Below are 15,233 nucleotides of genomic sequence, written 5' to 3'. Positions count from 1 at the left end.
GGGCCCGTTGACGCGGGCCCAATTCGCAAGCGGACGGGGCATCGACGGACGCCCCGTCCGCGGCACGTAAATCTGTCCCCTTTGCGACCGCCCCTTTGCGAGCGCGCAAGGAATTGTCGCGAAGGGGACAGATTTACGTGCCGCGGCCGCGGTAAGGTCATGGCCAGGGGCCGCGCCCCGATCCGGCCCGCCGCGGACCCGCAAGACCTGACATCCCAGCCGGGGCAACGTCACGACACCCGGCCCCTATAACGGAGACTCCCCCATGTCCAGACCCGAATCCGCCGGCGCCCTGTTCCGTCGCGCGCTCGCCGAAGAAAACCCGCTGCAGATCATCGGCGCCATCAACGCCAACCACGCGCTGCTGGCCAAGCGCGCCGGCTACCGCGCCATCTATCTCTCGGGCGGCGGCGTGGCGGCGGGCTCGCTGGGCCTGCCCGACCTGGGCATCAACACGATGGACGACGTGCTGACGGACGTGCGCCGCATCACCGACGTTTGCGACGTGCCGCTGCTGGTGGACATCGACACCGGCTTCGGCCCGTCGGCATTCAACATCGCCCGCACCGTCAAGAGCCTGATCAAGTTCGGCGCCGCCGCCTGCCACATAGAGGACCAGGTCGGCGCCAAGCGCTGCGGCCACCGTCCGGGCAAGGAAATCGTCAGCACCGAGGAAATGGCCGACCGCGTCAAGGCCGCGGCCGACGCCCGCACCGACAGCGACTTCTACCTGATCGCGCGCACCGACGCCATCGCCTCGCACGGGGTGGACGCCGCCATCGAGCGCGCCCTGGCCTGCGTCGAAGCCGGCGCCGACGCCATCTTCGCCGAAGCCGCCTACGACCTGCCGACCTACGACCGCTTCGTCAAGGCCGTCAAGGTGCCGGTGCTGGCCAACATCACCGAATTCGGCAAGACGCCGCTGTTCTCGGTGGAAGAGCTCAAGAGCGTGGGCGTGGGCATGGTGCTCTACCCGCTGTCGGCCTTCCGCGCCATGAACAAGGCCGCCGAGGCCGTCTACACCGCCATCCGCCGCGATGGTCACCAGAAGAACGTGGTCGACCTGATGCAGACGCGCGAGGAACTGTACGACCGCATCGGCTACCACGAATTCGAATCGCGCCTGGACGCCCTGTTCCAGAAGGGCAAGGCCTGACGCGCGCCACCGTATCCGGCGCCGCGGCGATCCCGCGGCGCCCCGCTTCCCCCATTGCATCGACCACCGCGAAAGGAAAGGAGTAGAGACATGAGCACGGCTCCCAAGAAGCAAGCTGCCAAAACGGATACCACCGCGGACGCCACCCCGGCCGCCAAGCCGGAAGAAAAGGCTGGCTTCAAGCCCAAGAAATCGGTCGCGCTGTCCGGCGTGGTCGCAGGCAACACCGCGCTGTGCACGGTCGGCCGCAGCGGCAACGACCTGCACTACCGCGGCTACGACATCCTGGACATCGCCCACACCAGCGAGTTCGAGGAAATCGCCCACCTGCTGGTGCATGGCAAGCTGCCCAACAAGGCCGAACTGGCCGCCTATAAGCAGAAGCTGCGCTCGCTGCGCGGCCTGCCGGTGCAACTGCAGGACGCGCTGGAGGCCTTGCCGGCCGCGAGTCACCCGATGGACGTGATGCGCACGGCCGTCTCGGTGCTGGGCTGCGTGCTGCCCGAGAAGGACGACCACAACCTGCCCGGCGCGCGCGACATCGCCGACCGCCTGATGGCCAACCTGGGCTCGGCCCTGCTGTACTGGTACCACTACAGCCACAATGGCCGCGTGATCGACGTGCAGACCGACGATGACAGCATCGGCGGCCACTTCCTGCACCTGCTGCACGGCGAGAAGCCGAGCGACGAATGGGTCAAGGCGATGCACATCTCGCTGAACCTGTACGCCGAGCACGAGTTCAACGCCTCCACCTTCACCGCCCGCGTCATCGCCGGCACCGGCTCGGACATGTACTCGGCCATCACCGGCGCCATCGGCGCGCTGCGCGGCCCCAAGCACGGCGGCGCCAACGAGGTCGCCTTCGACGTGCAGAAGCGCTACGAGACGCCGGACGAAGCCGAGGCCGACATCCGCCGCCGCGTCGAGGCCAAGGAAGTCATCATCGGCTTCGGCCACCCGGTCTACACCGTGTCCGACCCGCGCAACAAGGTCATCAAGGAAGTGGCCAAGAAGCTGTCCAAGAAAGCCGGCAGCACCAAGATGTTCGACATCGCCGAACGCCTCGAGACGGTCATGTGGGACATCAAGAAGATGTTCCCCAACCTGGACTGGTTCTCGGCTGTCAGCTACCACATGATGGGCGTGCCCACCGCCATGTTCACCCCGCTGTTCGTGATCGCGCGCACCGCGGGCTGGTCGGCCCACATCATCGAGCAGCGCGTGGACAACAAGATCATCCGCCCGACCGCCAACTACGTCGGACCGGAAGACCAGAAGTTCGTGCCGCTCGACAAGCGCAAGTAGGACGACGACATGGGCCTGCCGACGCCTTCCCCCGCGCCGCGCGGGCCCAGTGCCGCCTGTATTCACTCAGGAGAGGTACCCAATGTCTGCCCCGATCTCCAACGTCCGTCCCGAGCCCGACCAGGTCCTGGTCGATATCGCCGACTACGTCCTCAACTATGAAATCCAGAGCGGCCTGGCCTACGAGACCGCTCGCAACTGCCTGATCGACACCCTCGGCTGCGGCCTGGAAGCGCTGGAATATCCGGCGTGCCGCAAGCTGCTGGGCCCCGTCGTTCCCGGCACCGTCGTCCCGCACGGCGCCAAGGTGCCCGGCACCCAATTCCAGCTGGACCCCGTGCAGGCCGCGTTCAACATCGGCGCGATGATCCGCTGGCTCGATTTCAACGACACCTGGCTGGCCGCCGAATGGGGCCACCCGTCCGACAACCTTGGCGGCATCCTGGCCACCGCCGACTGGCTGTCGCGCACCGCCGTCGCCGCCGGCAAGCCGCCGCTGACCATGCGCGCCGTGCTGACCGGCATGATCAAGGCGCACGAGATCCAGGGCTGCATCGCGCTGGAAAACTCCTTCAACAAGGTCGGCCTGGACCACGTGGTGCTGGTCAAGGTGGCGTCCACCGCCGTGGTGGCGCAGATGCTGGGCCTGACCCGCGACGAAGTCATCAACGCCGTCTCGCTGGCCTGGGTCGATGGCCAGAGCCTGCGCACCTATCGCCACGCCCCCAACACCGGTAGCCGCAAGAGCTGGGCCGCCGGCGACGCCACCAGCCGCGCCGTGCGCCTGGCGCTGATCGCCCGCACCGGCGAGATGGGCTACCCCTCGGTGCTGTCCGCCAAGACCTGGGGCTTCTACGACGTGCTGTTCAAGGGCCAGCCGTTCCGGTTCCAGCGCCCCTACGGCAGCTACGTCATGGAAAACGTGCTGTTCAAGATCTCGTTCCCGGCCGAGTTCCACTCGCAGACCGCGGTCGAGTGCGCCATGCAGATCCACGACCGCCTCAAGTCCCTGGGCAAGTCCACCGACGACATCGCCAGGATCACCATCCGCACCCACGAGGCGTGCATCCGCATCATCGACAAGAAGGGCCCGCTGAACAATCCCGCCGACCGCGACCACTGCATCCAGTACATGGTCGCCGTGCCGCTCCTGTTCGGCCGCCTCACCGCCGCCGACTACGAGGACGACGTCGCCGCCGACCCGCGCATCGACGCCCTGCGCGACAAGATCACCTGCGTCGAGGACCCGGCCTACACCCGCGACTACCACGACCCCGACAAGCGCTCCATCGCCAACGCCCTCACCGTCCGGTTCACCGACGGCACCCAGCTCGACGAGGTCGTCTGCGAATACCCCATCGGCCACAAGCGCCGCCGCGCCGACGGCATCCCCCTGCTCGAAGCCAAGTTCCGCACCAACCTCGCCCGCATCTTCCCCGCCCGCCAACAGGCCCGCATCCTGGAAGCTTCGCTGGACCAGAAAAAGCTGGAAGCGATGCCGGTCCACGAGTACGTCGATCTGTATGTGATTTGAGGCGACAAGCACGGATCTGATCCGAAGCGACAAGCGCAGATCTGAAGCGACAACCTGCACGCCCCACGGCCCCATCACGGCAACACCGTCCGGGGCCGCTCTTCTCCCCTCCTCGCGGCTGCGCGCCAAGCAAGCACCTGCCCACCACCGCGCAGCGCCCCCCCCGTCTCGACGCAAGCCACCGCGTAAGTCAGGACCGGCCGCCCGCGCGGCCGGTCCTGACGGGCCCCGCAAACCTCTCCACCCCCCACCGGTCTGGCAGCGCATCATTTCTCGAAACCCGTAGCCCGTCGCGGCGGCGGTTTGGGGGGCGGGCAACCTCGATGCGCCCGACGGAAACCGAAGGCAGCCGCCGAACGGCGGCCACGAGGTTGAGGCAGGGGCAGTCCGGAGCGAACGCTCCGGACCGCAATCGTGGGCGCCCGCCCCCCAAACCGCCGCCGCGACGGGCGACCTACGAAGAACCCCCAGCCCTCAGCAATTACAATCCCCCTTCCCCAAGAAAACAGAGACCGCCCCCCACCATGTCCATGCTCTGGGTAAAAACCTTCCACATCGTCTTCATCGCCTCCTGGTTCGCCGGCCTGTTCTACCTGCCCCGCATCTTCGTGAACCTGGCCCAGCAATCGGATTCGGCCGTGCAGGTCACCCTGCTCGGCATGGCGCGCCGCCTCTACCGCTTCACCACCATCCTGGCGGTCGTCGCCGTCGCGCTCGGCATGTGGCTGTACCTGGGTTACGGCATCGGCGTCGGCCCCGGCAACGGCTGGATGCACGCCAAGCTCTTTTTCGTCCTGCTCGTCATCGGCTACCATCACGCCTGTGGCGTCATGCTGCGTAAATTCGAACAGGGCAAGAACACCCGTTCGCACAAGTTCTATCGCTGGTTCAACGAAGTTCCCGTCTTGCTGCTCTTGGTGGTGGTGGCGCTGGTCGTCGTCAAACCCTTCTGATTCCCCCTACCCTTTGCACATTCGCCAGGATTCGTATGTCCGCTGATGACCAGGACCGCCCGCGCAAGACGCTGACGATCAAGAAAACCGCGCGCGACGCGCACGCCGAAGCCGCCCCCAAGCGGGTGCGCACCGGCGCCCGCGCCCGCCTGGTCGCCCAGAACGAGCGCGCCAAGGACAACATCGAGCGTCAGAAGGACCCCGAGGGCTACCAGCAGCGCCAGGCCGCCGCCCGCGCCGCGCGCCGGCCGGACGATCGTGAACGCGGCGACGGCCCGCGCGGCGACCATCCGCGACGCGGTGACGGCCCCCGCGGCGACAGCCCCCGACGCGGTGACGGCTCTCGCAATGACAGCCCGCGCCGTAACGACAGCGCACGCGGCGACCGGCCCCGCCGTGGCGATGACGCGCGCGACGACCGCCCGCGCCGCGATGCGGAGCCGGCGCCGCGGTCGGGCCGCACGCCCCAGCGCGCCCCGCGCCTGGATGACCAGTACGTCGCCCCCGCCACGCCCGCCGGCCGCTTCTACGATCCGTTCGAGGACGACGGCCCCGCGCCCGAATTCGCGCCCGAACCCGATTACGACGACGAGGCGCCGGTCGACGCCGGCCCGGCGCACGGCGCCGACGCACCACATCGTCGCGCCCCGACCGTCGAGGTGCGCGAACGCCGTCCGCGCGAACCGCGCCAGGCCGAGCGCTTCAAGGTGTTCGCCCCCTGCCCTCAAGGCCTGGAGGAAGCACTGACGGCCGAGATGCAGGCTCTGGGTTACGAAGATGCCGAAGCCGGCCGCGCAGGCTGTTCCTTCACGGCCGATTGGGCGGGCGTGCAGCGCGCCAACCTGTATTCGCGCCTGGCGACCCGCATCCTGGTGCAAGTCGCGCACGCCGAAATTTCGCACGAGGACGATATTCTCGACCTGGCCCGCGACACGCCCTGGGAGCGCTGGTTCGGCGCCGAACAGACTTTGCGCGTGGACACCTCGGCGATCAAGAGCCCGGTGCAGAGCCTGCAGTACTGCAACCTGCGCGCCAAGGACGGCATCTGCGACCGCCTGCGCGAGCTGGAAGGCGAACGCCCCAGCATCGACACCGTCCGCCCCGACGCGCGCGTACACCTGTTCCTGACCGGCCACACCGCCACGCTGTACCTGGATACCTCGGGCGAATCGCTGTTCAAGCGCGGCTGGCGCCTGGACAAGGGCGATGCGCCGCTGCGCGAGAATCTTGCCGCCGGCATGCTGGCGCTGGCGGGCTGGGACCCGGCCGCGCCGCTGCTGGATCCGTTCTGCGGCTCGGGCACCATCCTGATCGAGGCCGCCTGGATCGCGCTGGGCGTGCCTCCCGGGATTTCGCGCCCGTTCGGCTTCGAGCGCCTGCGCGGCCACGACGCCTACCGCTGGCGCGACCTGAAGGACGACGCCCGCTCGCGCATCCTGCCGCAGTTGGACGCGCCACTGGTGGGCTACGACCTCGATCCGCAGGCGGTCGAATTTGCCCGCAACAACGCCGAGCGGGCCTGGCTCACCGCCGACACCATCCGGTTCGAGGTAGGCGACGCCCGTGAAATACAGGCGCCGGCGGATCATGGCTGGATCGTCACCAACCCGCCCTATGGCGAGCGCATGGCCACCGAGCAGGACGCCGACCTGTGGCGCGACTGGGCCACGTGCCTGAAGCGCAATTTCGCCGGCTGGCAACTGCACGTCATCACCAGCGACCTGACCCTGCCCAACCAGATGCGTCTCAAGCCCAAGCGGCGCGTGCCGCTGCACAACGGCGCGCTGGACTGCCGCCTGTTCGGCTTCGAACTGGTCGCCGCCGGCTACCGCGACGCCTGACCCCGGTACGCCCCGGGGCGGCGCCCCCCGGGCTCGCCCCCTTTTCAGCTGCCGGCGCGTTGTAAAAGCGCCGCAACATCGTGCCCGTATCTTTGCTTATGGTGCCCCGCAGCGCCGATTTGGGGCATCATCAGCACCAGGGTGTTGCCGGTACGCACCAGGTGCTTGCACAGTTTCAGGGTTAACCCTATAATTCGGGTTATCCCTAGTAGCTAAACAACAGTGCAAGCCCGTGGAGGCTATTGTGATCAACCCGAACAACACCATCCGCCTGACCGACGAACTCGAGCGTCAACTGATGCTTCAGGCCATTGAAGAACAGTTCCGCCCGCACCCGATGCGTGCGTTGGCCGCGGGCCTGCGTAAGCTGGCTCACGGCGTCCGTGCCCTGGCTGGCAAGACGAGCGCCAAGAACGCGCACTCCGCCGCCTGAGCAGGACCCAGGCCTTCGGGCCTGAACGATTTCCCCTTGGGGGCTGCATAGCCCCTTTTATAGACCCGCCCTTACCGGCGGGTTTTTTTTATGGCCGAAGCCGGGAAACCGTCAACCCACCAGGTGGCGGCTTTGTCGGATAATACCGGCCCATGACCGACGCCTCCCTCGACCAGACCCCCAACCGGCTGCGCCGGTTCGCCTGCATGATGTACGAAGCCGTGCTGCTGTTCGGCGTGGTTTTCCTGGCGGGATACCTCATGGATACCCTGACCCAGAGCAAGAATGCGCTGGAACTGCGGCCCGCCCGCCAGGCCTGGCTGTTCGTGGCCATTGGCGCCTACTTCGTGCTGTGCTGGCGCCGCCGCGGCCAGACGCTGCCGATGAAGACCTGGAACATCCGCCTGGTCGATCGCGATGGCAACCCGCCGTCCACCGCCCGCCTGATCCTGCGCTACGTGCTGGCGTGGCCGCTGGTGCTGGCGGGCGCCGCCGTGGTGTGGGCCGCCGCCAGCGCCACCGGTTGGCCCTCGATGGACATGTTCATCGTGGCCGCGCCGTTCACGATCTTCATCTGGTCCTGGTTCGATCCGGACGGCCAGTTCCTGCACGACCGCCTGCTCGGCACGCGCCTGCGCAATGCGCCGCAGCGCAAGAAAACCCGTTGAGCGACAGGAATCGGACGCCTGAACGGGCGCTGAACATACCTGCTTACAACTAGCAAAATCGTGCGGCGAATTAGGCGCAGGCTTTCAGAAAGTTGAAAGTCGCGTGCAAAGACAATGGGGCCCCTTTCATAGACGCTCCAATAACTCATCATGCGCGCATTCCTTTCCCGCCTGTCGCTGGCCGCCGCCAGTGCCTTGTTGTTCCTGCCCTTCGGCGCCTCGGCCCAGAATGCCGCCGCGCAACAGGAGATCGAAGCCGCGATGAAGGCCGCCTACGCGGCCGCCCAGGAAGGCCCGGCCGACGTGAAGCTGGGCGACCAGGCCGTGGTGCACCTGCCCGAATCGATGTTCTTCGTGCCGCGCCTCCAGGCCGATCGCCTGATGGCCGCCTACGGCAATGGCAAGGACCCCTCGCTCTTGGGCGTGGTCATGCCCAAGAGCGACGATGACGACTGGGTCATCACCGTCAACTTCGACAAGGCCGGCTACATCAAGGACGACGACGCCAAGAACTGGAACGTCAACGAGCTGCTGGACAGCCTGCGCGACGGCACCGAGGAATCCAACGTCGAACGCAAGAAGCGCGGCTTTCCCGAGCTGGTCATGGACGGTTGGGTCGAGGCGCCCAAGTACGACAGCAACACCCAGCGCCTGGTCTGGTCGGTCGCCGTCAAGCACAAGGGCGAAGCGGCCAACGACAACCCCACGGTCAACTACAACACCTACGCGCTGGGCCGCGACGGCTACATCACGCTGGACCTGATCACACAGAAGAACCTGGTGCCGAAGGACAAGACCGCGGTGCTGACCCTGCTGGACAACCTGAAGTACGTCGAAGGCAAGCGCTACGCCGACTTCAACTCGTCCACCGACAAGGTCGCCGAATACGGGCTGGCCGCGCTGGTCGCGGGCGTCGCCGCCAAGAAGCTGGGCCTGTTCGCCGTGATCGCGGCGTTCCTGGCCAAGTTCGCCAAGGTCGGCATCCTGGCCGCCGCGGCGCTGGGCGGCGGGCTGTGGAAGCGCTTTCGCGGCAAGAAGGCCGAACAGCAACAGCCCTGAGCGATGAAGCTGCTGCTACTGCTGTTCTCGGGCCTGAAATACCTGAAGTTCGGCAAGCTGTTCGCCACCGGCGGCACCATGCTGCTGTCGGTGGCGGTCTACGCCTTCGTCTTCGGCTGGCGCTACGCGGCCGGCTTCGTGCTGTTGCTGCTGGTGCATGAACTGGGCCACTACATCGCGGCGCGCCAGCGCGGGCTGGACGTGGGCGCGCCCGTCTTCATCCCGTTCGTCGGCGCCTGGATCCAGCTCAAGGAAATGCCGCACGATGCCGACACCGAGGCCTATGTGGGCCTGGGCGGGCCGCTGGCCGGCACGGTGGCGTCGCTGGCTTGCTACTTCGCGGCGCGCAGCACCGGCAGCGACCTGCTGCTGGCGCTGTCCTACGCGGGCTTTTTCATCAACCTGTTCAACCTGATCCCGCTGTCGCCCTTCGACGGCGGCCGCATCACCGCGGTGCTGTCGCCGCGCATCTGGCTGGTGGGCGTGCCGGTGTTGGTGGCACTGTTCTTCTGGCGCCCCAGCCCGATCCTGATCCTGGTGGCCGTACTGGCCTTGCCCAACGTGCTGCGGGCCTTCAAGTACGATCCCTCGCTGCCCGAAAACCAGGCCTATTACGGCACCTCGCTGGAAAGCAAGCTGACCTACACCTGCGCCTACCTGGGCCTGGTCTGCGTGCTGGCGATCATGGCCCACGACGTGCACGAGATGCTGGGGCACCTGCGCGGCTGAAGCTCTCCTGTTTGACGGCCGCCACCGCCGAAACGAGCGCGGCCGTCACAACAGCGTCACTTTTTTTTCATGTCACGGTCATCGCGGGATGGTTTCATTCCCAGGCATGACGACAGCCCCCATGGATAGCACCGTGAACGAAATCCGCCCCACGCACTGGCGCGCTCTCTGGATTTCCGACATTCACCTGGGCACCGCCGGGTGCAAGGCGGAGTTCCTGCTGGATTTCCTCGAGCACAACGATTCCGACACCCTGTACCTGGTCGGCGACATCGTCGACGGCTGGCAGCTGCGCAAGCACTGGCACTGGCCGCGGGCCCACAACGACGTGATCCAGCGCATTCTGCGCAAGGCGCGCAACGGCACCCGGGTGGTGTTCATCCCGGGCAATCATGACGAGTTCGCGCGCGAGTTCGCCGGCTACGCCTTCGGCGACATCGAGATCCTGGACGAAGACGTGCACGTCACCGCCAAGGGCTTGCGTCTGCTGGTGCTGCACGGCGACCAGTTCGACGGCGTGATCCAGCACAGCCGCTGGCTGGCGCACCTGGGCGACGGCCTCTACCAGCTGGCGCTGTGGATCAACCATCATTTCAACCGCCTGCGCCACCGCCTGGGGCTGCATTACTGGTCGCTGTCGCAGTACCTCAAGCACAAGGTCAAGAACGCGGTGTCGTTCATCACCGACTTCGAGGAAGCGCTGGCCGGCGAGGCCCGCCGCCGCGGCCTGGACGGGGTGGTGTGCGGCCACATCCACAAGGCCGAACTGCGCGACGTGGGCGGCATCCTGTACTGCAACGACGGCGACTGGGTGGAAAGCCTGTCGGCGCTGGCCGAGACCCACGACGGCCAGCTGCAGTTGCTGGACTGGGCCGCGATCCAGGCCGAGCGCCAGGCCGACCCGGCGCAGCGCAAGCCGCGCTCGCTGTCCCTGCCGGCGCTGCCGTCGGCGCTGCGCCGCCAGGGCAAGCACCCGTGATAACCCTTATACGTCCCCGTTACGCAACGGGGATATTGCAGTTCACGGCCCTCTAGGTCATGCTTGCAATTGGGGCAACGGGCAAAAACTGACCCGTTCACGCTGCAACATGCTCACAACATAGGGCCATGAACGACCAATATCAGGTGCTCTACCAAACATTCCGCTGGCTGGTTCCCACCCAGTTCAACATCGCGGAAGCGTGCTGCCACCGCTGGGCATCCAGTAGTCCGGATGCGCGGCGCATCGCCATCTACTACGAAGATGAAGCCGGCAACCGCGAGGTCTGGACCTATGCGCGGCTGGCCGAGGCCGCCAATCAACTGGCCAATGGACTGGTGAAGATGGGCGTGGGACGCGGCGACCGCGTCGGTGTGGTTTTGGGACAACGCCCTGAAACCGTGGTTGCGCACATGGCGATCTACAGCGTCGGCGCGGTGGTGCTGCCGCTGTCGGCCCTGTTCGGCCCCGAAGCCCTGCAAAGCCGCCTGTGCGATTCGGAAACCCGCGTCGCCATCGTCGACCACGCCTCCAGCGCCAACCTGCTGGCCGTCAGCGACAACTGCCCCAACCTGCAACAGATCATCGGCATCGGCTTCGCCGACGAGCGCGTCCTGCCCTGGCGCAGCCTGTTGGCGCGCCAGCCGAGCGAATTCAAGCCGGTGCCGACGCGTTCGTCGGATCCGGCCATCCTGCTCTATACCTCCGGCACCACCGGCGCGCCCAAGGGGGCCTTGCTGCCGCACAGCGCGCTGATCGGCAATCTGCCGGGCTTTGTCGCCTCGCAGGATTGGTTCCCTCGACCCGCCGACGTTTTCTGGTCGCCGGCCGACTGGGCCTGGACCGGCGGCATGATGGACGCGCTGCTGCCCACGCTGTATTTCGGCCACCCCATCGTCGGCACCCGGGGCCGCTTTTCGGTCGAGCGCGCGTTCGAGCTGCTGGAACGCTACCAGGTCACCAATACTTTCCTGTTCCCGACGGCGCTGAAGATGATGATGAAGGCGGTGCCCGAGCCGCGTAATCGCTATCAGCTGGCTCTGCGCTCGATCATGAGCGCGGGCGAAAGCGTGGGCGAAACCGTGTTCGAGTGGTGCCAGTCGGCCCTGGGCGTCACGCCCAACGAGATGTTCGGCCAGACCGAAATGAACTACGTGGTCGGCAACAGCCAGAAGCGCTGGCCGGCCAAGCCCGGCAGCATGGGCCGGCCCTACCCCGGCCATCGGGTCGCGGTGCTGGATGACGCCGGCCAGCCGGTGGCGCCGGGAGAAACCGGCGAGATCGCCGTCAATCGCTACGATATCCACGGTTATCCCGACCCGGTGCTGTTCCTGGGCTACTGGCGCAACGAGGCCGCCACTCAGGCAAAGTTCAAGGGCGACTGGTGCCTGACGGGCGACCTGGCGCGGATCGACGCCGACGGCTACCTCTGGTACGCCGGCCGCGCCGATGACGTATTCAAGTCGTCCGGCTACCGCATCGGCCCGGGCGAAATCGAAAGCTGCCTGATCGGGCACCCGGCCGTGGCCAATGCCGCGGTGGTGCCCAAGCCGGACGCCGAGCGCGGCGCGGTGGTCAAGGCCTATGTGGTGCTGACGCCCGAGTTCGCCCAGCGCGACCGCGGCGACATCATCGAAAACCTGCAGGAACACGTGCGCGAGCGCCTGGCGCCCTACGAGTATCCCAAGGAAATCGAATTCGTCGAAGAATTGCCCATGACCACCACCGGTAAAATCCAGCGTCGCATCCTGCGCCAGCGCGAAGAAGAACGCGCCCAGGCGTCCAGGCCCCAATGACGCGGGCGGGTCCGCCAGAGACCCGCCGCCGTACCCGGAGACAGGGCATGCCCATTTACCAGCTCGACGACCTCATTCCCCGCATTGATCCCGCCGCCTACGTGGCCGATAGCGCCGACATCATCGGCAACGTCACGCTGGAAGCCGGCGTCAGCATCTGGTCGCATGTCTCCATCCGCGGCGACAACGATGCCATCCTGATCCGCCAGGGCACCAATATCCAGGAGGGCAGCGTGCTGCACGTGGACACCGGCTGTCCCATGACCATCGGCCCGAACGTCACCGTGGGCCATCAGGCCATGCTGCATGGCTGCACCATCCACGAAGGCGCGCTGGTGGGCATGCAGGCGATCGTGCTGAACAATGCCGTGATCGGCCGCAACTGCCTGATCGGCGCCGGCGCCATCATCCCGGAAGACCGGGTGATTCCGGACAACTCCCTGGTCATCGGCATCGGCAAGATCGTGCGCGAGCTGTCGGACGAGGAAATCGCCAATCTGCACAAGAACACCGCCCATTACGTGGCGCGCGGCCAACACTACAAGACGGCCCTGAAACGGCTGGCCTGACCGCGCCGCCGGGAACACCCCGCAAGACCCCCTACGTCCCTGCCGGCGGCAGGGGGAATCGGCCGCGCGATCGGCTAACATTCTCCCATGACCGATCAGCTCAAGAAATACCTCCTCGAAGACCGAAGCGTCCGCGTCCAAGCGGTGCGCCTCACGGATACCTGGAAGGCCGTCCAGGCCAACCACGACTACCCGCCCGCCATCACCCACCTGCTGGGCGAACTGGTGGCGGCCTCCACCCTGCTGGCCGCCAACATCAAGTTCGACGGCTCGCTGGTGCTGCAGATCCAGGGCGACGGCCCGATCGCCCTGCTGGTGGTGGAATGCCGCGCTGACCTCAGCCTGCGCGCCACCGTCAAGGTGCGCGAAGGCCACGCGGTGCCGGCCGATGGCGACATGCAGAGCCTGCTGAACCCCGGCGGCAACGGCCGCTTCATCGTGGTGCTGGATCCCCAGAACAAGGTGCCCGGCCAGCAGGCGTACCAGGGCATCGTGCCCCTGGAAGGCGAGACCGTCGCCGAAGCGCTGCAGCACTATATGAAAGCCTCGGAACAGCTCGACACGCGCCTGTGGCTGGCCGCCGACGCCGACCATGCCGCCGGCCTGCTGATCCAGCGCCTGCCCTACCACGGCGGCTCGGACAATCCCGTCCTGACCGAACAGGCCGCCGCCGAGACCTGGGACCGCGCCGCGGCGCTGGCCGCCACGCTCAAGCGCGACGAACTGCTGGCCACGGATATCGACACCCTGATCCACCGGCTGTACTGGGAAGAGACTCTGGTGGCCTTCGATCCGCAGCCGGTGCGCTGGCACTGTCCCTGCACCCGCGAACGCGTGGCCAACATGCTGCGCTCGCTGGGACAGGCCGAGGTCGACGACATCCTGGCCGAGCGCGGCCAGGTCGACGTGGCCTGCGACTTCTGCGGTAAGCCTTACGTCTTCGACGCGGTCGATTGCGCCGCGCTGTTCACCGGCGGTCAGCCGGCCAACAGCGACACGCCGCCCACCGTGCATTGAACCCGCGCCGAGGGCTGCCCCCTCGGCTTGTACGCATCGACAGGCGGTCATGCCCGCGCCACACTGGCCGGCCATGACCGCCTTTTTTTGCGCCCCATCCCGGCGCGGCAGGCGCCCGCCGCAACGGGGTGCCGCCGCCCTCGAGTTCACCCTGGCCGCGGCCACGGCGCTGCTGCTGGCGCTCCTGGCGCTGGAGGCCGCGCGCTGGCAGCTCACCCGCCAGGTCGCCCAGTTGGCCCTGATGGAAGCCGCCCGCGCGGGCAGCACCGGACACGCCGACCCCGCCCTCATGCGGGCAGCCTTCCTGCGGGCGTTGCTGCCCCTGCATGCCGGCCCCGGCGGAACGACCGGCGCCCGCCGCCGGCAGGCGCGCGATCTCGAACGCGGCGCGGCCCTGATGGGCATGCCGCCGTGGCGCATCGAAATCCTGCGGCCCCTCCCTTCCGATGGCCATGCCCGCGCGCCGGATGGTCGCCCCCAAGGCGGCACGCTCAAGCTGCGGCTGACCTACCTGTACCGGCCCTTGCTGGCGCCGCTAAGGACGCTGCTGGCGGCCCTGGCCCCGGCCGACGACAGCTATGGCGGGCAGGCGTGGCGCCACGGACTGGCGCCGATCGGCATGGAACTCGTCATGGAAATGCACTCGGAACCGCGGGATGAAGCCCGGGGGCGGCCGCCGCCGGCCGGCATGGTGCAAGGCGCTTGCCGTCGCCTGCGCTGCCCGCGCACGGACGCGCCGGCGGCAAGTCAGTGACGGGTGTTGGCGTTGCCGGCGGCATTGCCGCTGGCGGGACGGGCATTGGCCGGCCGGGCGGCCGGGGTGGCCGGTGCGCTGGCGCGCGTGGGCGTGGCGGGCCGACTGGCCGCATCGGTGGCCAACGAGGCGCCGCCCGCGGGCGGCTGGGTGTTCTGGGGCAGGATGTGCACGAAGACTTCGCCTTCGCGCATCATGCCCAGTTCGCCCCGCGCCCGTTCCTCGATGGCGCCGGAGCCGTTGTCCAGGTCGCGGACTTCGGCTTCCAGCGCGGCGTTGCGCGCGCGCAGGCCTTCGTTGGTCTCGCGCTGCGCCGCCACCTGGCGTTGCAGGTCCCAGACTTTGAACCAGCCGCCCTTACCCAGCCAGAGCGGGTATTGGATCAGCCCTACCAGCACGAACAGCACCAGGAACAACAGGCGCATACGCGGGAACCC

Annotated in this window: 15 protein-coding genes; 14 read left to right on the top strand and 1 reads right to left on the bottom strand. The window is 67.5% G+C overall.

Translation table 11 applies throughout. From position 1 onward, the window contains the following. The first annotated feature begins 265 nt into the window (after positions 1-265). The 14 genes from prpB (at position 266) to AruCF_RS04430 (ending at position 14,796) form a co-directional block, all read left to right on the top strand. On the top strand, positions 266-1,156 hold the full coding sequence (gene prpB, locus AruCF_RS04495) for a methylisocitrate lyase (protein WP_006389359.1): 891 nt from the start codon (positions 266-268) through the stop codon (positions 1,154-1,156). Positions 1,157-1,246: 90 nt separating this feature from the next. Further along, complete coding sequence (gene prpC, locus AruCF_RS04490) at positions 1,247-2,464, top strand: bifunctional 2-methylcitrate synthase/citrate synthase (protein WP_049072246.1); 1,218 nt, start codon at positions 1,247-1,249, stop codon at positions 2,462-2,464. Positions 2,465-2,546: 82 nt separating this feature from the next. Then, complete coding sequence (locus AruCF_RS04485; RefSeq protein WP_049072245.1) at positions 2,547-3,998, top strand: bifunctional 2-methylcitrate dehydratase/aconitate hydratase; 1,452 nt, start codon at positions 2,547-2,549, stop codon at positions 3,996-3,998. A gap of 524 nt (positions 3,999-4,522) precedes the next feature. After that, positions 4,523-4,951, top strand: a complete 429-nt coding sequence (locus AruCF_RS04480) for a CopD family protein (RefSeq protein ID WP_006384749.1) — start codon at positions 4,523-4,525, stop codon at positions 4,949-4,951. A gap of 482 nt (positions 4,952-5,433) precedes the next feature. Next, positions 5,434-6,792, top strand: a complete 1,359-nt coding sequence (locus tag AruCF_RS04475; protein ID WP_169537195.1) for a THUMP domain-containing class I SAM-dependent RNA methyltransferase — start codon at positions 5,434-5,436, stop codon at positions 6,790-6,792. 244 nt (positions 6,793-7,036) lie between these two features. Then, a complete protein-coding gene (locus AruCF_RS04470; RefSeq protein WP_006393542.1) occupies positions 7,037-7,225 on the top strand; it encodes a hypothetical protein in 189 nt (62 codons plus the stop codon). A 152-nt stretch (positions 7,226-7,377) separates the two neighbouring features. Further along, complete coding sequence (locus AruCF_RS04465; protein ID WP_006389354.1) at positions 7,378-7,893, top strand: RDD family protein; 516 nt, start codon at positions 7,378-7,380, stop codon at positions 7,891-7,893. Positions 7,894-8,043: 150 nt separating this feature from the next. Beyond that, entirely contained in the window at positions 8,044-8,952 is a 909-nt protein-coding gene (locus AruCF_RS04460) for a DUF2167 domain-containing protein (protein ID WP_049072242.1), read from the top strand. Positions 8,953-8,955: 3 nt separating this feature from the next. Next, positions 8,956-9,681 (top strand): site-2 protease family protein, encoded by a 726-nt coding sequence (locus AruCF_RS04455; protein WP_049072241.1) that lies wholly within the window; start codon positions 8,956-8,958, stop codon positions 9,679-9,681. A 106-nt stretch (positions 9,682-9,787) separates the two neighbouring features. Next, positions 9,788-10,660: a UDP-2,3-diacylglucosamine diphosphatase gene (locus AruCF_RS04450; RefSeq protein WP_100503962.1), complete on the top strand. Its 873-nt coding sequence runs from the start codon at positions 9,788-9,790 to the stop codon at positions 10,658-10,660. A gap of 128 nt (positions 10,661-10,788) precedes the next feature. Next, positions 10,789-12,456: an acetate--CoA ligase gene (locus tag AruCF_RS04445; RefSeq protein ID WP_049072238.1), complete on the top strand. Its 1,668-nt coding sequence runs from the start codon at positions 10,789-10,791 to the stop codon at positions 12,454-12,456. Between the two features lie 47 nt (positions 12,457-12,503). Further along, positions 12,504-13,025 carry a gamma carbonic anhydrase family protein gene (locus tag AruCF_RS04440; RefSeq protein WP_006389349.1) on the top strand — a complete coding sequence of 174 codons (522 nt, stop codon included), beginning with the start codon at positions 12,504-12,506 and terminating at the stop codon, positions 13,023-13,025. Between the two features lie 87 nt (positions 13,026-13,112). Then, positions 13,113-14,042, top strand: a complete 930-nt coding sequence (gene hslO / locus AruCF_RS04435; RefSeq protein ID WP_049072237.1) for an Hsp33 family molecular chaperone HslO — start codon at positions 13,113-13,115, stop codon at positions 14,040-14,042. A gap of 73 nt (positions 14,043-14,115) precedes the next feature. After that, entirely contained in the window at positions 14,116-14,796 is a 681-nt protein-coding gene (locus AruCF_RS04430) for a hypothetical protein (RefSeq protein ID WP_049072236.1), read from the top strand. Here AruCF_RS04430 and ftsB read toward each other — a convergent pair. Then, positions 14,790-15,221, bottom strand: coding sequence for a cell division protein FtsB (gene ftsB / locus AruCF_RS04425; protein ID WP_049072235.1), 432 nt, complete (start codon positions 15,219-15,221; stop codon positions 14,790-14,792). The genes AruCF_RS04430 and ftsB overlap by 7 nt on opposite strands. Between the last annotated feature and the right edge of the window lie 12 nt (positions 15,222-15,233).

The organism is Achromobacter ruhlandii (genome assembly GCF_002082135.1).
Taxonomy (GTDB): domain Bacteria; phylum Pseudomonadota; class Gammaproteobacteria; order Burkholderiales; family Burkholderiaceae_B; genus Achromobacter; species Achromobacter ruhlandii.
This window is presented reverse-complemented; position numbering and strand designations above follow the sequence as displayed.